This window comes from Nocardia sp. CA-128927, assembly GCF_050955855.1.
In the GTDB taxonomy this organism is placed as follows: domain Bacteria; phylum Actinomycetota; class Actinomycetes; order Mycobacteriales; family Mycobacteriaceae; genus Nocardia.
Map to the genome: position 1 here is coordinate 4,572,547 of NZ_CP192087.1, position 19,649 is coordinate 4,592,195.

Genomic DNA, 19,649 nt, shown 5'->3' on the forward strand with positions numbered 1-19,649 from the left:
ATAGTGCTAGATGTCTGCAGAAATGGCCCGTCGGACGGCCGACGAGATCAGTTTGTTTCTCACCGAAACGCTCGGAGATTTACTGGACATTGCCACGGATGATGTCGCGCTGAGTGAGCCTTTCTCGAGTTTCGGGCTCACCTCGGCGGTGGCCCTGGTATTCGTCGGCAAGATTTCCACCTGGATGGGTAAACCACTACCGCCGGACCTCCCCTGGGAGTATCCGACCGTGCACGCCCTGGCCGAGGGGCTGGCCGCGGCACAGGACAGCACCGAACCGGCGCAGCACGATGCCGCGGCTCGGGAGCCCGAAGTCGGGGGGCGCCCGCCTCGCGCCGACACCGCGCAGGAACCGGTCGCCATCATCGGCATCGGTTGCTCGTTCCCCGGACTGCGCGGACCCGAGCAGCTGTGGGAAACCCTGTGGCACGGCCGGGAATTGGTCGGCGAGGCGCCGGAGGCCAGGCACGACTGGCCGTCGGGCACCGCGCGACGCGACGACAAGCGCCGTTCGTGGTTCGGCTCCTTCCTCGATGACCCGTACGCCTTCGACGCGAACTACTTCGGCATCGGCGATGCCGAGGCAGCGGCGATGGATCCGCAGCACCGGCTGCTCGCGGAAACCGTCGCGGACGCCTTCGAGGACGCGGGCGTGCCGGTGGAGCGGCTCGCCGGGACCTCGACCGGCACCTTCGTCGGCATCACTGCGGGCGACTACGCCCGCGGCATAGGCGACGCCGCCGAGTCCGGGATGCCGATCGCCGCCGTCACCGGCAACGCGAGCAGCATCGCGGCAAATCGGTTGTCCTATCTCTACGATCTGCGCGGGCCGAGCGTCAGCGTGGATACCGCCTGCTCGTCGTCGCTGGTCGCGCTGCACATGGCGCTGCGCAGCCTGCACGACGGGGACTGCGACGTCGCCGTGGTCGGCGGGGTGAACATGACCCTCGACCCGCGGGTCACCGAGTCGCTGGCCGACGCGGGAATGATGGCCGCCGACGGGCGCTGCAAGACCTTCGACGATCGGGCCGACGGGTACGTTCGTGGCGAGGGCAGCGCCGCGGTCGTGCTCAAGCCGCTGGCGCAGGCCGAGCAGGACGGCGACCGCGTCTACGCGGTGCTGCTCGGTTCGGCGATAAACCAGGACGGTCGTACCAACGGGCTGACCGCGCCGAGCTATCAGTCACAGGTCGACGTGCTCCGTCGCGCCTATCGGCGGGCCAACGTGAATCCCGGCGACGTGCAGTACATCGAGGCGCACGGCACGGGGACCATCCTCGGCGACGCCATCGAGGCACGCGCGCTCGGCACCGTCTTCGCCGAAAACCGCGGTGGCGACGAGAAGTTCCTCGTCGGCTCCGCCAAGACGGTGGTCGGTCACCTCGAGGCCGCCGCGGGCATCACCGGACTGGTGAAGACCGCCCTCGCGTTGCACCACGAGCAGGTGCCCGCCAACCTGAACTTCGAATCGCCCAGTAAGCACATCGCTTTCGAAGATCTGCCGTTCAATGTGCCTGCCGAGAACCAGGTCTGGCCGCAGCGTCGTGGCCGTGCCCTGGCGGGCGTGAGCTCGTTCGGCTTCGGCGGCACCAACGCACACGCCGTCCTCACCGGCGCTCCGGCGCAGACGGCACACACCCAGCCGGCCGCCGCGCCCGAAAAGCCTTATCTGGTCAGCATTTCCGGCCGGAGCGAGCAGTCGACCCTGGATCTGGTCGACAGCTGGATCGACGCACTGCGTGACGGATCGGCCCCGCCGATCGCCGAACTCGCGCAGACCTCGACCGCGCGCCGGGCGCAGCACCCGTTCCGCGTCGCCGTCACCGCCCGCGGTCACGCGGACCTGGCGGAGCAGCTCACCTCGATCTCCGGCGGTTCGCTACCGCTCGGCGCCGCCGCGGGCCGGGTGCCGCGCAGTGGTCCGGGCAAGGTGGGCTTCGTCTTCACCGGTCAGGGCAACCAGTGGATCGGCATGGGCCGCAAGCTGATCCGGCACCAGCCGGTATTCCGCGACGCGCTGCTCGCGGTCGATCGTGAGCTGCGCATGGAGCTCGGCTGGTCCACCTTCGCCATCCTCGACCGGGGCCGCGACGAGGAAGCTCTCGCCGATACCGGCACAGCCCAGCCGGTGCTGTTCGCTCTGCAGGTCGCGCTGGCTGCACTGTGGCAGTCGTGGGGAATCACCCCCGCTGCGGTGGTGGGACACAGCGTCGGCGAAGTCGCCGCCGCGCACGTCTGCGGTGCGATCGACCTGCGCACCGCCGCGCAAATCATCGCGGCCCGGGCCAAAGCCACTGCGCGCCTGCGTGACAACGGCTGCATGGCCGTGGTCAACCGCCCCGCTGCGGAACTCGAACTGCCGCAACGGGTTTACCTCGCGGGCACCAACGGCCCGAAGTGGACGCTCATCTCGGGCAACACCGGCGCGGTCGACGGCTACCTCAACCGGCTCGACGGCGAGCAGATCATGACCCGCCGCCTGCCCGGCCGCTATGCCTTCCACTCGCCGCTGATGCGTGACTGCCTGCCGGAATTCGCGACGGACATGCCGTGCATCCAGCCCTGCGAGGGCAGCATCCCGTTCTTCTCGACAGTCACCGGCGGCCGGATCGACGGCGCGCAACTGAACGGCCTCTACTGGACCGATCAGGTGGTGCGCCCGGTGCAGTTCGCCGAGGCGGTCGGCGCGATGATCGACGCCAACATCGGCACCTTCATCGAGATCGGCCCGCATCCCGCGCTCAACGGCATGCTGAAAAGCCTGCTCCGCCATCACGATCGGGCCGGGGTCGCGGTGCCGTCGCTGGTCCGCGACGTCGACGACCTGTCGGTGATGCTGGCGGCGCTCGGCGAACTGCACGTCCGCGGGCACGAGGTGCGCTGGGCCGGTGTGGACGCGGCGACCCGGCCGCTGGCCCGGCTGCCGCTGTATCCGTTCGACCGCAAGTCGTACCGGATCGCCGGTGGCGTGCCGAGCGTCGAGGCCGCCCCGGTCTCGCGCGCGACCACGGATCTGTTCACCGCCGACGTCGACTATGTCGCGCCGCGCACCGAATACGAGCAGGTCGTCGCCGAAATGTGGGCCGAACTGCTCGGGCTGGAGCAGGTCGGCGTTTTCGAGAACTTCTTCCGCATCGGCGGGCATTCCCTAGCCGCCACCCAGTTCGTCCGCAGACTCCGCGAACTCTTCGAGATCGAGTTCGCCCTCCGGCGCATGTTGCAGGAGCCCACCGTCGCCCAGGTGGCGGCGGCGCTGGAGGAGCTCATGGTCGAACAAGCCGATGCAGCCCTTTTGGAGAGCGATCATGAACTCACCGGCTAGCAGCCTGGCCCTGGCCCGCCTGCGGGAACGCCGCGCGGCGGGTATCTCCACCACCACCGTTCCACTGCGCGAGGGTGCGGGTCCGTTCCCGGTCACCCCGGCGCAGCGGGGCATCTGGCTGCACGAGCAGCTGGCCGGTCACGCGGCGATCTACCATGTGCCGCTGGGCATTCGGATCACCGGTCCGCTCGATACCGCGGCGCTGCGTGCGGCCGCCGACGCGGTGACTCAGCAGCAGCACGCCTTCCGGACGGTCTTCAAGGAGTCACCGGAAGGTCTGCGAGCCGAGGTCGTCGACGTCGAGGGCGCCGACTGGCAGACGCCCGATCTGCGCCTGGTGCCCGCGAAATCGCGGGCGGCGGCGGTCGATCAGCTGCTCGAGTCCCTCGCGTCTGCGCCGTTCGATCTGGCGGATCGGCCGCCGGTGCGCTGGGCGCTGATCCGGCTGGCCGAGCAGGAGTGGATCCTCGCGGTCGTCGCGCATCACCTTGTGCTGGACGGATTGTCGATCGCGCTGCTGATCGATCAGCTGTGGGCGGCCTACGGTGCCGTCGTGCACCGAGCGGAGACCATTCTGCCGGTGCCGCCGCGGCAATACGCCGACTATGCGGTGTGGAGTGCCGAACATGGCGCCTCCGCAACGCAAGCGGCGGCCGTCGAGCGCCGGGCCGCGCTGCTGCGTGGTGCCCCGCCGTTGGATCTGTCCCTCGGCCGCCGCCCGCGGCGGGTGGGCAACAACGGTGCGCGCGTGGAGAATTCGTTCTCCCGCGAGGCGGCCGACGCGGTGCGCGCCTTTGCGGCCGACAACGGCATGCCGCCGTTCGTCTTCCTGTTGGCCTGCTACGAGCTGACATTGGCGCACCGCACCGGACAGCGCGACTTCTGTGTCGGCATCCCGATGGCGGCCCGCCCGTACGCCGAGCTCGCGAAGACCATCGGGCACTTCGTCAATACCGTCCCCGTTCGCGCCGATCTCGCCGACGACCAGACCTTCCTCGACCTGCTGCACCGGACCCGCGACAGCGCGATGGCGGCCTACGACGACGAGACCGTCCCGTTCGAGCGGGTCGTCGAGGCCATCGGCGGGCCGTGGGATCCGGCCTTCAGCCCGGTATTCCAGACCCTGTTCGTACAGCAGATGCTGGAGCGCCCCGATCTGAGCGAATGGGGACTGACTGTCGAGTGGCAGACCATCGATACCGGCGCCACGCTCTACGACCTGGTCATGCACGTCGCCGAGACGGGCTCGGAGCTGGTCTGCCACCTGACCTACAACGAGAAGCTGCTCAACGCGACCGCCGCGGCGGATCTGGCGCAGGACTTCCTCGCCATCGCGGCAGCGGCCGCCGCCGCACCGACGACACCAGTCGACGAGCTGCTCGCCGTGCTACCGGTGCGCGAGTATGCGGTGAACGACCAAGCGGCCGAAGCGGATTCGGACGACTCCGATGACGTAGCGTTCGAGGCTCCGATCGGCGAACGCGAGACCCGCCTCGCGGCTCTCTGGGCGCAGGCGCTGGAGCGTACCGAAATCGGCCGCCACGACGACTTCTTCCTGCTCGGCGGCACGTCCTTGGCGGCAACCCGGGTGATCTCCCAGATCCTCGACGAGTTCGACGTCAGCGTGTCGCTGCGTGAGCTCTTCGAGAGTCCGACGATCGTGACGGCCGCGCGCCTGATCGAAGCGGCGTCCGCAGAACAGGATTCGCTGCCGCCGCTTAAGCCGGTGCCGCGCACGGACGGCGAACTGCTCGCGGTGTCCTACGCCCAGGAACGCCTATGGTTCCTGGAGACACTGGATCCCGGCAACGCGACCTACATCATGCCCGGCGGCCTGCGGCTGCGCGGCGAGCTCGACGTCGCCGCGGTCGAGCAGGCCCTGGCCCTGGTCGAACAGCGGCACGAGGTGCTGCGCAGCGTCTATCGCACCACCGACGACGGACAGCTGCGTCAGGTGATCCGCCCGTATTCGCCACGGCCACTGGAGTTCACGGACTTCAGCACCCTGCCTACCGAACAGCGCGGCACCGCCGAGGCCGAACTCGCGGCGAGCGTCTATCGTGCGCCGTTCGATCTCGCCGAAGGCCCGGTCTGGCGCTACCACCTCATCAAGTCGGGGCCGGACGAGTACCTCCTGGCCATCGCCCTCCATCACATCGTGTGTGACGGCTGGTCCGTTGCCGTACTGAGCCAAGAGGTTTCGGCCCACTACCGGGCGCAGGTCGCGGGCGTCGACTCGCCGCTACCGCCGCTGGTCGTGCAGTACGCGGACTACGCGGGCTGGCAGCGCGGCAACGCCGACCGGCTCGACGGGCAGCTGGACTTCTGGCGCGCCGAGCTGGCCGACCCGACGGTCACCGAAATCCCCGGCGACCGACCGCGTCCGGCCCGCCGCACCTCCCGCGGCGCGGTCGAGCGGCTCGCCGTCGACCCGCAGGTGATGGCCGAAGTACGGGCGCTCGCGGCCCGCAGCGGCGTCACCACCTTCGCGGTGCTGCTCGCCGCCTTCTACACCATGCTGAATCGCTATACCCGCCAACAGGATCTGATCGTCGCCTCGCCGATCGCCGGGCGCACCCGCTCGTCCGTCGAGCCGCTCGTCGGCTGCTTCCTGAACACCCTGGCGCTGCGCACCGAGGTCGACACCGAGGAGACCTTCTCCGCGCTGGTGGCCCGTGTCGGCAAGACGGTGCTGTCGGCGCATGCCAACCAGGACCTGCCGTTCGAGAAGGTCATCGAGGCAATGGTGCCGACCAGGGACATGAGCCGCACCCCGCTCGCCCAGGTCATGTTCAACTACTTGAACACGCCCCCACCGTCTCTCGACATGGCAGACCTCGACGTCGAGCTGGTGGACGCGCCCCGGACCACGGCCAAGATGGACTTCGACCTCACGGTCGACGAGACCGACGGCCCGACCAAGCTCACCCTGGAATACAGCGCCGACCTCTACGACGCGCCGACCGCCGTTCGGGCACTGCGGCATTACGCGACCGCGCTCGCGAGCATTGTCGCGAACCCGGAACAGCTCGTCGGCGAGGTACGCCTGGACAGCCCGGATCAGGCTGCGGCCGAGGCGATCTGGACCCTGCCCGGCTCCCCGATGGTGCCCGAGGCGGAGCCGGACGAGCGACTGATCGATCGGCTCGACGCCGTGATCGACTTGCGCGGCAGCGCACCGGCTTTGCGCGCGGGCGATCGCACCACGAGCTTCGCCGAACTCGACGTGCTCACCGCCGCCATCGCCAAGGAGCTGATCGGCGCCGGCCTCGATGGCAGCCGCGTCGCCCTGCTCTACGACCACACGCCGGAGAGTTTCGTCGCCGTCTGGGCGGCTTTGCGCGCGGGTGTCGCGTACGTCCCGCTCGACCCGCGCGCGCCGCAGGCCAGGCTGATCGAGATCATGGAGGAGGCCGACGTCTCCGCGCTGCTGTGCGATCCGTCGCTCGCCGATCTCGCCCGCTCGGTCGCCGGTGGGGCGCACGTCTTCACCGTGTCCGGGCGCACCGATCAACCGCACCCGACGCTGAGCACGGTGCCCACCAACGACCTGTCGACCTGGGCGAAGTCCCATATCAGTGCCGACGATTTCGCCTACATCCTGCACACGTCCGGCTCGACCGGCCGCCCGAAGGGTGTGGCGCAGAGCCGCGGCAACGCACTGGCCCACGCGGTCACCTACGCGCGGCGACTGCGCATCGGACCCGACGACGTCGTGGCCGCGCCCGCCCGCTACACCTTCGACGCCGGTGTGCTGAACTCGTTCGGCGCGGCGGCGGCCGGGGCCGAGCTGTACGTGATCGACCCGCACCTGTTCAGTCCCGCGGGCCTGCGCGAGGAGATCGAACGCGCCGGGGTCACCGTGCTGCACTGCACGCCAACGCTTTTCCGCTACCTGCTCGGCGACACCGACGGCCCGTGGGTGCCGGACGCGCTGCGGCTGGTCGCGCTCGGCGGCGAGGAAGTGGTCCGCGGCGACGTCGTCGACTTCGGCAAGCACTTCGGCCCGACCTGCCGCCTGGTCAGCCTGTACGGGCCGTCCGAATGCTCGGTCGCGTTGCAGCACATCATCACTCCCGAGGACGCGGACAGCGCAGGGGTGCCGATCGGCCACCCGGTCGAGGGCGTCGAGGTCGATCTGGTCGACGGAAGTGGCCGTCCCACCGAGGTTTACGGTGAGATCGCGCTGCGCAGCTCGTACGTCGCGCTCGGCTACTGGCATCGTCCCGAACTCACCGAGAAGGTGTTCGGCACCGGCCCCAACGGCGTCCCGTACTACCGGACCGGCGATCTCGCCCGGCGGCTGCCCGACGGCCGACTCGTCTTCGTCGGCCGCAAGGACCGCCAGGTCAAGATCCGCGGCCACCGGGTGGAACCGGGCGAGGCCGAGACGTTCCTGCGGTCGCACCCGACGGTCGCCGAGGCCGCCGTGGTGCTCGACGCCGAGGCCGACGTGCCGAGGCTGGTCGCTTACCTCACCCAGGACGGTCCGCTGGAGCCCGACTACCTCGAGCTGTCCGCCTATCTGCGTACTCGGTTGCCGGACTACATGATTCCGTCGGCCTACATGGTTCTCGACCACCTGCCGCGCGGCCTCACCGGCAAGCTCGATCGCGCGAAGCTGCCGAAGATCGCCCCGGCCGTGGCGCCGGTGTACACGCCGCCGGGCACCGAGCTGGAGCGCGTCGTCGCGGAGGTGTGGGCGGAGGTGCTCGACCGCGAGATCGGTCTCGGGCAGAACTTCTTCGACCTCGGTGGCCATTCGCTCGCGCTGGCCAGGGTGCGTGGGCTGCTGGAGCGCCGCCTCGGCGTGGACCTGGCGATGACCGACCTGTTCGCGGCACCGACTGTTGACGGGCTGGCCAAGTCTCTAGCCGGGCGGACGGCGCCGCAGGAGGACGCGGACCGAGGTCAGGACCGGCGCGCGGCTGCCGCCCGCCGCCGGGCGCACCGCCAGGCGACCGAGACCCTGCCCGACAGCGTTGGGAGCCAGCGATGACACACGACGACAACGAATTCCGCGTTGCGGTGATCGGCATGGCCTGCCGTTTCCCCGACGCGGACACCGTCACGGACTACTGGCGCAACCTGTGCGAGGGCCGCGAATCGGTGCGCCCGCTCGCCCCGGAAGCCATGCCCGCCGACCCGCCCGCCGGATACGTGCACGCGGGCGCGCTGCTGGCGGACGCGGACAAGTTCGACGCGGAGTTCTTCGAAATGCCGCCGCGCGAAGCACAACTCACCGACCCGCAGCATCGCCTGTTCACGCTGTGCGCGTGGGAGGCACTGGAGGACGCCGGTCACATCGCGGCCGAAAACCCCACGCCGGTCGGCGTTTTCGCGGGCGCGGGCATCAGCACCTATCTGCTACGTAACCTCGTCGGACACGCGAGCCTGTTCCAGACACCCAGCTCGCAGCTGCACGCGCTGCACGGCAACGCTTCCGACTACATGGCCACCAGGGTCTCCTACAAGTTGAACCTGACCGGGCCGAGTGTCGCGGTGCAGACGGCGTGCTCCACCTCCCTGGTCGCCGTGCATCAGGCCGCGCAGGCGCTGCTCGACTTCCAGTGCGACGTGGCGCTTGCGGGCGGTGCGAGCGTGCAGGTGCCGCAGGAGGCCGGATACATCTACGAAGAGGGGTCGATCCTCTCCCCGGACGGTCACTGCCGGGCGTTCGACGCGGATGCCAGTGGCACCGTATTCGGTTCGGGTGTCGGCGTTGTCGTGCTCAAGCGGCTCGCCGACGCGATCGCCGACCGGGACAACATCCACGCCGTGATCGTCGGTTCCGCGGTGAACAACGACGGCGGCAACAAGATCGGCTTCACCGCGCCCGGCATCGCGGGCCAGCGTGCTGTCATCCGGGAAGCGTTGTCGGCCGCCGGAATCGGGGCCGACACCATCGGCTACGTCGAAGCGCACGGCACCGGCACCAAGCTCGGTGACCCGATCGAGGTGGCGGCGTTGAGCGCGGCCTACCGCGAGCACACCGACGCCGCGCAGTACTGCGCGCTCGGCTCGGTGAAATCCAATGTCGGCCATCTCAACTCCGCGGGTGGCGTCGCCGGGTTCATCAAGGCCGTGCTCGCCGTGCGCGAGGGGCGCATCCCGGCCAGCCTGCACTACACCCGGCCGAACCCCGAAATCGACTTCGCCGCAACACCGTTCTTCGTCAACACGGAACTGCGGACCTGGTCGGACGAGGTGCGGCGGGCGGCCGTGAGCGCCTTCGGCATCGGCGGGACCAATGCCCACGTGATCGTCGAACAGCCGCCGACACAGGCACCGGCCCCGGTGCAGTCCGGCCCCCGCGCACTGCTGATCTCGGGTCGCACCGCACAGGACGCCGACCGTATCGCGGCCCGGCTCGCCGAGCACCTGAGCAACACGGACGCGGAACTCGCTTCTGTCGCAAAAACGTTGACGCACGGCCGCCGTCGTTTCCCGCACCGCCGCATGGTCGTGGCAAGCACGACGGCGGAGGCTGCGGCCGCACTGAGTAAGCCCGCGGCGGGGGAGGCCTCGCCCGCTCCCGCGCTCGCCTGGCTGTTCCCCGGACAGGGTGTCGCGCTCGGCGCCGCCGTTCTCGAACTCGCCGCGACGGTCCGCCCGTTCGGCGACCGGTACCGCGCCTGCGCCGACATCCTGCGCGAGCGTAGCGGCTTCGACTTGGACGCCGCGGTGCGCAATGCCGAGGGCACCGAGCAGACCCAGGTCGCCCTGTTCGCGGTCGAGTACGCACTCGCCGGGATGTGGCGCGAATTCGGCGCCGAACCACGGGAACTGCTGGGGCACAGCCTCGGTGAGCTCGTCTGCGCCACCATCGCGGGCGTCTTCGAGCTGGCCGACGCACTGCAACTGGTGGTCGAACGCGGCCGGATCATGGCGGCCTCCCCGCCCGGCGGCATGCTCGCGATCTCCAAGGGCGTGGACGTCGTCGCGGAGCGCCTGCCGGAGGACGTCTGGCTCGCCGCCGACAACTCCGCCAACCGTTGCGTCGTCGCGGGCTCCCCGGCGGCCCTGTTCCGGCTGGCCGGTGAACTCTCCGAGGAGGGCGTGCCGAGCTCGCTGCTGCCCGTCGGGCACGCGTTCCACACGCCGCTCATGGACGAGGCCGCGGCTCGCTTCGCCGAACTCGTCCGCGGCGTTCCCCGTAAGGCGCCGGAAGTGCCGTTCTGGTCGAACGTCACCGGCGCGCCGATCACCGCCGAACAGGCGGTCGACCCGGCCTACTGGTCCCGCCAGATGACGAGCACCGTTCGTTTCCGGGAGGCCGCCCTCGCCCTGGTCGGCCGCAACCCGGGGACCGTCGCGCTGGAGGTCGGCCCGGGCAAGTCCCTCGTCTCGTTCCTGCGCACCGCCGATCGCGCCTCGGCCACGGTCGGCACCCTCGGCATCGGCCTCGGCGCGGGCGCGCCTGAGACCGCGATCGTGGACGCAGCCGGACGACTGTGGTTGTCCGGTGTCGCAATCGATTTCGACGCCATCTACGGCGGCGAAACCTCGGCGAAGGTCAGCCTGCCTACGTATCCCTTTGCCCTGAAACGCTATTGGGTCGACGCCCCAGAGGTGGCGCCGACGCAAACCCGGCGCATCGATCCCGTGGCGCCCGCCTCGGCCCCGATCGACAGCACTACTGCCGAACCGTCCGACGAGGACGACTTCGTGGTCTCGGTGCGCAACCAGGTCGTCGCGGTGTGGTGCGCGGCGCTCGGCATCGACGAGGTCGGCAACGACGCCAACTTCTTCGAACTGGGCGGGGATTCGCTGCTCGCCGTGCACGTCGCAACACAGCTGCGGTCCATCTTCCCGTTGGATCTCGCACTCGGAGAGCTGTTCGCCAGCCCGACAGCCGCGGGGATGGCCGACACCATCGCCGCGCACCTGATGCAGCGGTTGGACGAACTGTCCGACAGCGAGGTCGAGCTGCTGCTCAACCAGCCGGGGGCGGCCGAAGAACGGAGCAACAATGCCTGAACTCGTCGACACGGGCGCATCCCGCCGCGCGTTGCTGCGCCGCTGGGCCGCGGGTGGCACCCCGCGCGCCGGTATTCCGCGCCGTCCCGATCCCACTGCCGCCGCACCGCTTTCGGCCGCCCAGCAGCGAATCTGGTTCCTGGAACAGCTGTTCCCGGATCGGGCCACCTACACGATGCCGCTGGCGCTGCGCCTGCGCGGCCACCTCGACATCGCGGCCCTGCAGGGCGCGCTGTCGCTGGTCGTCGCCCGGCACGAGTCGCTGCGCACCAGCATCGAAGTGCGCGACGGTGTTCCGGTCCAGGTCGTCGGGCCGGTGGCGCCGCTGCCGATGACCATGGTGTCGTCGTCGCAGCTGGACCCGAACCGGCCGTTGGCGGACGCGACCGAGCAGGTCGAGCAGTTCAGCCGGACCGTCTTCGACCTGTCCGGTCAGCTGGTCGAGGTGCTGCTGGTGCGGCTGAGCGAGGACGATTCGATCTTCGCGGTCGCCATGCACCACATCATTTCCGACGGCTGGTCGCTCGGCGTGTTCGCCACCGAACTGATGTCCGCCTACGCGGATCTCACGGCGGGCAAGCACCTTCCGGAACTGCCGGAACTGTCGTTGCAGTACCCTGACTACGCGACCTGGCTGCAGGATCTCGCGCAGCAGGACAAGTTCGGCGCCGACCTCGACTACTGGCGCGGCGTGCTCGGCGACGAACCGCCACTGGTGACCTTCCACCCCGACCGGCCGCGCGCGCTCGAGCCGGAAAACCGCGGCGCCCGGGTGCTGTTCACGATTCCGGCACCGGTGCTGTCCGGCCTGCGGCATCTCGTCGACGAGGTCCGGGTGAACGACCGCCCCGCCACCCTGTTCATCGGGTTGATGGCGGGATTCAAAGCGCTGCTTCGCTATTACACCGGCGCGGAGGACATCACCGTCGGCACACCGATCGCGGGCCGCACCAGGCCCGAGATCGAGCCGCTGATCGGGTTCTTCGTGAACGCCCTAGCACTACGCACGGATCTGTCCGGCGCGCCGACCTTCCGCGAACTCCTCGGCCGGGAACAGCGCGTCGTCTTCGACGCGTTCGACCACCAGGAGGCGCCGTTCGACCTCGTCGTCGAGCACGTGCGCCCCGACCGGGAACTGAGCCACTCGCCACTGTTCCGCACCGCCGTCGTGTTGCAGAACACCGCGCTACCCGAACTCGCCATCCCCGGACTCAGCGCCGAATACGTCGAAGTGCATTCCGGCACTACCAAATTCGACGTGCTGGTCACCTTGCGCCAGGTCGGCGCGGAACTGGTCGGCGCGTTCGAATACGACGTCGACCTCTACGACGAGCCCACCGTCGCCGCTATCGCGCGCCACTTCGTCGCCCTGCTGACCGCGGTGGTCGCCAACCCGGACACCGCACTGCCGGAACTCGACTTCCTCGAGACGGACGAGCGGGAACGAGCGATCGCCGCGGCACTGCCCAGCGAGACCGTCGCCGAGCCCGCCCTGACGCTGCACGAGCTCTTCGCGGCCCAGGCCATCCAGACACCCGACGCGGTCGCGCTCACGTTCGGCGACAGCGCCCTGAGCTACGGCGAGCTCGCGGAGGCCGCCGACCAGCTGGCCCAGCGCCTGCGTGCGCGCGGCATCGGTCGCGGTTCGTTCGTCGGCATCCATCTGGACCGTTCCGCCGATGTGGTCGTCTCCATCCTCGCCGTGCTGCGGGCCGGTGCGGCCTATGTCCCGCTGGACCCGATGTACCCGGCCGACCGGATCGAGTTCATGATCGCGGACTCCGGCGCGCGTCTGGTGATCAGCCACAGTGCCCTCGTCTCGGCCTCGGAATCAGGCCCGGAACTCCTGCTCATCGACGAACAGGCCGACGAGACCGTGCCCGACCTCCCGCTGGAGAAGGCCGAGCCGCACGACCCGTGCTATGTCATCTACACCTCGGGCTCGACGGGCGTCCCGAAGGGCGTTGTCATCGAGCACGCCAACGTGGTTCGCCTGTTCTCCACCACCACCCGCTGGTACGACTTCGGCCCGCAGGACGTGTGGACGATGTTCCACTCGTACTCCTTCGACTTCGCCGTCTGGGAGATGTGGGGCGCGCTGCTCTACGGCGGCCGGCTCGTCGTGGTGCCCGGCTCGGTCAGCCGGTCCACCGCCGAGTTCGCGGAACTGCTTGCGCGCGAACAGGTCACGGTGCTCAACCAGACGCCGTCCGCGTTCACCCAACTGCTGCGCGCGCTGGAGAACGCACCCGGCACGCAGCTCGCGGTGCGCTGGGTGATCTTCGGCGGCGAGGCACTCGATTTGTCCACGCTCGCACCGTGGTTCGATCGTTTCGGCGAGTCCGCGCGGCTGGTGAACATGTACGGCATCACCGAGACGACCGTGCACGTCACCTATCGCGAACTCACCCGCGCCGACGTGGTCTCGGCGGCAGGCAGCCTGATCGGCGTGCCGCTGCCCGATCTCGGTGTGCTCATTGTCGATCCGGCGGGGCGTCCGGTGCCCGACGGCGTGGCAGGGGAGATGCTTGTATCCGGGCCCGGTGTCGGGCGCGGGTACCTGAACCGCGACGACCTGACGGCCGAACGGTTCGTGGAGAGCCCCGTGCTCGAGGGACGACGGGTCTATCGCACCGGCGACCTCGCCCGCCGCCGGGCTGACGGCGACCTGGAATACCTGGGCCGCATCGATCAGCAGGTCAAGGTGCGTGGCTTCCGCATCGAGCTCGGCGAGATCGAGGCCGCGATCACCGCGCACCCCGGCGTCGATCAGTCGGTCGTGCTGGCCCGCAAGGACACCGGCGGAAGCCTGTCCCTGGTCGCCTATTTCACGCCGGGCGACGCGACCGCCGACGCGGCCGCAGCGGAACAGGACCAGGTCGCCAACTGGCAGATCGTCTTCAACAGCACCTATCGCCAAGGCCGTGACGGCGACGCCGATTTCGATATCTCCGGCTGGAACGACTCGTACACCAATGCCGCCATCCCCGAGGAGCACATGCGGGAATGGGTCGACGCGACCGTCGCCGCGGTGCGCACGCTGGCCCCGCAGCGCGTCCTCGAAATCGGTTGCGGCACCGGCCTGTTGCTGTCCCGGCTGGCACCGCAGTGCGCGGTCTACGACGCCACCGACGTCTCCGCTTCGGCCATCGAGAACGTGCGGACGAAGATCGTCGAGGGCAACCCGGACCTCGAGCACGTCCGGCTCGACATGTGCGCCGCCGACGAGCTGCCCTACGACGTCGCCGGACCGTACGACGTCATCTTGATCAACTCGGTGGTCCAGTACTTCCCGAGCGCCGATTACCTGACCCGCGTGCTGGATTCGGTGGTCGGCCTGCTCGCCCCCGAAGGCGTGCTGTTCGTCGGCGACGTCCGCGACCTCACCCTCAGCGAGTCGTTCCACGCGACCGTCGAGGCGACCAACGCGCCGTCCGCCGGTGCCGGTGAGCTCGCACCCGCCGTGCGCGCCGCCCTCGACCGGGATGCCGAATTGGTCATCTCGCCACGGTATTTCGAAGACTTCGTGGCCACCCACCCGACGCTGACCGGCTCCAGGATGCGGCTCAAGCGCGGCGAGTACCTCAACGAGATGTCCCGATTCCGGTACGACGCGGTGCTGTTCGCGGGCCAGCGTGGCCTGCCGGTGCGGCCGAAGCTGCTCGACGCGACGACCACGCCGCAGCTGCTGGCCGAGCTGCTCGAGCGGGATCGCCCGGCGGCGGTGCTGATCGCCGACGTCCTCGACGCCCGAGTGGCCGGTCCGCTCGCGGTGGTCGCCGAGTTGCAGCGCGGCCGGGCCAGCGCCGCGCAGATCCGCGCCGCGCTCGCCGATTCCGGCGGCATCAGCCCGGAAGACTATCTCGCCCTTGCCGATCGGGTGCCGTATCGCATCGAGGCGCTACGCCGCCCGGGTGGCCGGTACGACGTCGTGGTGACCGGCTGGGATGTGGCGTTGCCGTCCATCCCGACGGCGCGGGACGCCGAATGGCCGGACGATCTCGTCATCTCGGACCCGTTGCGCGTCAAGGCCCGCGACGACTTGGTCGTCGACGTGCGCGCTCACCTGGCGCGACGACTGCCGCAGCACATGGTGCCCGCAGCCGTCCTCGTGCTGGACGAATTCCCGCTGACCACCAACGGAAAACTGGATCGACGCGCACTGCCCGCTCCGGTCCTGCGCCGCAACACCTTGGAATACGAGCCGCCGCGCACCCCGCTCGAGCAGCGCGTCGCGGGCGTCTTCGCGCACGTCCTCGGTATCCCGCGAGTGGGTCGTGAAGACAACTTCTTCGACCTCGGCGGCCACTCACTGCTGGCGGCTCAGCTGATCCTGCGGCTGAAACAAACCTTCGGCGAGGACATTCCGCTCGGTTCGCTGTTCGCCCGGCCGACAGTGGCGGGTGTGGTCGCGCTGCTGGCCGGTGAGACCGCCGCCGAGGAAGTCATCGACCTCGAAGCCGAGGTGGCCGCCGCGATCGAATCCTGGCCCGCCGCACCGTGGACCGTCACCCCGCCCACCACGGGCGAGGTGCTGCTCACCGGCGCGACCGGCTTCGTCGGCGCCTTCCTGCTCCATGAACTGCTGGCGCGCACCGACTCCCGCGTGCACTGCCTGGTGCGGGCCGACAGCCGGGACGAAGGCCTGGCCCGTCTGACCGCCACCTTCGACAGCTACGAGCTGCCGCGCGACTCGTTCGACCGGGTCATCCCGGTGCTCGGTGACCTGGCCGAGCCGCGACTCGGGTTGTCCGAGAAGCAGTTCCTGCTGCTGGGCCGCACCATCGACGCGATCTATCACAACGGCGCGCACGTGAACTTCGCGCTGCCGTACCGGGTGCTGGAGGCGGCCAACGTCCAGGGCACCCAGGAGCTCGTCACCCTGGCCCGAACCAGTGGCGCGCCACTGCATTTCGTGTCCTCGCTGTACGTGCTCGGCCCTGGTGACGCGGTCGACGGACGGGTCGCGGAACCGCTTGCGGCACAGGACCCCTCGCAGCTGTCCCTCGGATACCTACGCAGCAAGTGGGTTTCCGAGCGACTGGTCACCGAGGCGGGGGAGCGTGGCTTGCCGGTGAGTGTGTTCCGACTGGGTCGCATCGGCGGCGACAGCCGCACCGGCGCCTGCCAGACCAGCGACTTCTTCTGGCTGCTCGTCAAGGCGAGCCAGGAGGTGGGTCTCGCGCCGGAGGTGGACTTCGCGGTCGACCTGGCCCCGGCCGACTTCACCGGCTCGGCCATGGTCGAACTGGCCCGCAACCCGAAACCGGGCACCCACATCTACCACCTGCGTAACCCCCAGCCCAGCACCTTCACCGAGGCCATCGGGTGGCTGCGGGAAAGCGGCTGGCCGGTGCGACTGGTCGCCCTCGACCAGTGGCGCGACGCGATCGCCGCCCACGCTGCCAGCGCGGGACCGGGATCGGCGTCCTTCAGCGTGCTGAGCCTGTTGAGCGCCAACGGCGGCCTCACCCCGCTCATCCAGTTCGACGTCGACAAGGCTGTCACAGCACTGGATCAGGTCGGCGTGCACTGCCCGCCGGTCTCCCGCGACCTGTTCATCCGCTACCTGGATTACTTCCGCAAGGTCGGCTTCCTCGCCGTTCCGTCACCACAGGAGGTCGGAGTATGACCACAACACTGCTTACCGGGGGCGCGCTCGAGTACGACACATTGGTGCGCGCGCTGACCAACCAGGCCGCGCAACGGCCGAACAAGGTCGCCTACAGCTTCCTGCACTACCCGGATCCGACCTCCAAGCACGGCGAGACCGAGTCGCTGACCTACGCCGAGATCGACCGCGCGGCACGGGCATACGCGGCCACGCTGCTCCAGGTCGCGCACCCCGGCGACCGGGCGGTGCTGCTGTTGCCGCCGGGCCTGGAGTACGTGAAGGCGTTCTTCGGCTGCCTCTACGCCGGTATCATCGCGGTGCCGCTATATCCGCCGAGCGCGCACAACTCCAACGGACGCATCGACGCGGTCTGCGTCGACGCCGACCCGGCCTGCATCGTCACCACCGACGGCGCACTCGCGAATGTGACGGCGTGGCTGGACAATTCGCCGACCGACACGACCCGCCTCATCGTGACCACCGGCGAGGTCGACGAGAAGCTCGCGATCGACTGGGAACCGGTCCTGGTGGACCGCGAGCAGATCGCCTTGCTGCAGTACACCTCCGGCTCCACTCGCACGCCCGCCGGGGTGATGGTGCCGCATCGCGGACTCCTGGACAACGCCAGGCAGGTCTACGAAATGATGTACCACGTCGGCATTTCCGCCGAGGACGAGGTCGGTTTCGTCAGCTGGCTGCCGCTGTTCCACGACATGGGCCTGATGGTCGGCGTGATCATGCCGATCATCAGCGGCCACGGTGTGGTCCAGATGTCGCCGACCTCGTTCCTGCGTCGGCCGGAGCGCTGGCTACAGGCGATCAGCGACAACCCCGCGCAGGTCTTCGCGGCCTCGCCGAACGTCGGCTACGAACTGTGCGCCGAACGCGTCGGCCCGACGGAGCTCGAAGGCATCGATCTGAGTCGCTGGCGGTACGCGTTGTCCGGTGCGGAGCCGGTGCGGGTGAGCACCATCGAGAAGTTCCACGCGGCCTTCGCCGACAACGGCCTGGCCCGGTCGAGTCTGATCGCCGGGTACGGGCTGGCGGAGTCGACCCTGATCGTGTCGGTGAACTGGCGCACCTTGTCCGGCGTGCAGACGCTCACGGTGGACCGTGAGGCGCTCGCCGCGGGTCAGGTCGTCGTCGCCAAGGACGGCGCGGACATCGTCAGCGGCGGCGCCGCGGCGCCGGGCACCACGATCCAGATCGTGGATCCGGAGACCAGGCTGGCATTGCCCGAGGACCGGCTGGGTGAGGTCTGGGTGTCCGGTCCGGCCGTCTGCACCGGCTACTACAACCGGCCCGAAGAGACCGAACACACCTTCCGCGGTGAACTCGCGCCGCGCGACGGCAAGTACTACCTGCGCACCGGTGACATCGGGTTCCTGCACGACGGCGAGGTCTATCCGACCACCCGGCTCAAGGACCTGATCATCATCGACGGCCGCAACTACTATCCGCCGGACCTCGAAGACGCCGCCGAGAAGGCGCATTCGCTGGTGCTGCCCGGTCGCTGCTCGGCCTTCTCCATCGAGGTCGGCGTGCAGGAGAAGATCGTGGTGCTCATCGAGGCCCGGATCCCGTCCGACGACGAGAACACCGCGCAGGAACTGCGGAACGCGGTGCGGCAGGCCATCTTCAGCATTCACGACGTCGGCGTGCACGAGGTGGTGCTGCTCGGCCCCGGTGCGATCCCGCGCACGTCGAGCGGCAAGATCCAGCGCTCGGCCTCACGCACCGCCTACCTCGACGGCACCCTGCGAGGCGCGAAATGACCACGGCCCTCGCCACCCACGGCGACAAGCTGACCTGCTTCACCGCGGCGTTGGCCAGCGCACTGGTGGCCCGCGGCGAAACCCAGTGGTGGCGGCCGCTGCTCGCAGGCGGGCCGACCCTAGCGGTGAGCCCCGCCGAGGACGACCTGCTGCTGTTCGAGCACGACGCGACCCCGCCGCTGCCCGCGCTGGGCCTGCGGGTGAACGGCGACGACGACTGGGCGACGGCCTATCACGCGCTCGAAGAGCAAGTGGCCGAGCACGGTTCGGTGGTGCTGCTCGCCGACATCTTCCACCTGCCGTGGCAGCACGGATACCAGCGCTGGCACGCCCCGCACTGGCTGGCCATCGTGGAGACCGTCGAAGGCTGGGTGGTAGAGGATCCGCTGACCATGACCACCGAGCTCGGAAAGCAAACCGGGCAACGGATTCCGGTGCTCTCGGCGGCCGAGCTGCGCGAGTGGTCGACCGGTCTCGGCCAGGACGACACGGTCGCGCTGCTGCGCGAACGGGCGATGGCCGGTTCGGACGCGATCCACGTCGGCAAGACCTATCGGTGGCTCGAATCCCATCCGGTGGCGCCGCTCTCACCGCGCGAGGACCGTCTGGTGGGTGCTGATGCGCTCATCGCACTGGCCAGTCGCTACCAGTTCGCTTCGACGCCAGACGATTTCACCCAGTTGGACGATCTGTGGCAGGCGCTGCGCCAGCGCGAGCTGCTGCTGTGGGCGTCCGATCTGGACCCCGAACTACTCGACGCGGCCGGGCGCGACCACTGGGAACGTGCGGTCACGCAGTGGCGCAAACTTCCACCGCTGCTGATGCACGCCAGGATGCGCGCCGCCGCGGGCGGCACCGTACAGACCGCGCACATCGCCGAGACACTGCTGTCGCTCGCCGAATACGAGGGCAAGCACTCGGCTTTCGCGCACCAGCCTCGCACGGAGCGGGAGTAGTC

At 69.4% G+C, this 19,649-nt stretch carries 6 protein-coding genes; all 6 read left to right on the top strand.

What is annotated here, in order from left to right:
- Nucleotides 1-10: 10 nt before the first annotated feature.
- From ACQPW1_RS21555 to ACQPW1_RS21580, 6 genes are read left to right on the top strand one after another with little or no spacing between them, the layout of a single operon-like run.
- Nucleotides 11-3,322, top strand: coding sequence for a type I polyketide synthase (locus ACQPW1_RS21555; RefSeq protein ID WP_433664501.1), 3,312 nt, complete (start codon nucleotides 11-13; stop codon nucleotides 3,320-3,322).
- Nucleotides 3,306-8,321 carry an amino acid adenylation domain-containing protein gene (locus ACQPW1_RS21560; RefSeq protein WP_433664502.1) on the top strand — a complete coding sequence of 1,672 codons (5,016 nt, stop codon included), beginning with the start codon at nucleotides 3,306-3,308 and terminating at the stop codon, nucleotides 8,319-8,321. The genes ACQPW1_RS21555 and ACQPW1_RS21560 overlap by 17 nt, the downstream gene beginning before the upstream one ends.
- Nucleotides 8,318-11,302 carry a type I polyketide synthase gene (locus ACQPW1_RS21565; protein ID WP_433664503.1) on the top strand — a complete coding sequence of 995 codons (2,985 nt, stop codon included), beginning with the start codon at nucleotides 8,318-8,320 and terminating at the stop codon, nucleotides 11,300-11,302. The genes ACQPW1_RS21560 and ACQPW1_RS21565 overlap by 4 nt, the downstream gene beginning before the upstream one ends.
- Nucleotides 11,295-16,934 carry an amino acid adenylation domain-containing protein gene (locus ACQPW1_RS21570; protein ID WP_433664504.1) on the top strand — a complete coding sequence of 1,880 codons (5,640 nt, stop codon included), beginning with the start codon at nucleotides 11,295-11,297 and terminating at the stop codon, nucleotides 16,932-16,934. The genes ACQPW1_RS21565 and ACQPW1_RS21570 overlap by 8 nt, the downstream gene beginning before the upstream one ends.
- Nucleotides 16,931-18,691 carry a fatty acyl-AMP ligase gene (locus tag ACQPW1_RS21575; RefSeq protein WP_433664505.1) on the top strand — a complete coding sequence of 587 codons (1,761 nt, stop codon included), beginning with the start codon at nucleotides 16,931-16,933 and terminating at the stop codon, nucleotides 18,689-18,691. The genes ACQPW1_RS21570 and ACQPW1_RS21575 overlap by 4 nt, the downstream gene beginning before the upstream one ends.
- A complete protein-coding gene (locus tag ACQPW1_RS21580; protein ID WP_433664506.1) occupies nucleotides 18,688-19,647 on the top strand; it encodes a hypothetical protein in 960 nt (319 codons plus the stop codon). Before ACQPW1_RS21575 ends, ACQPW1_RS21580 begins: the two co-directional genes overlap by 4 nt.
- Nucleotides 19,648-19,649 lie beyond the last annotated feature (2 nt).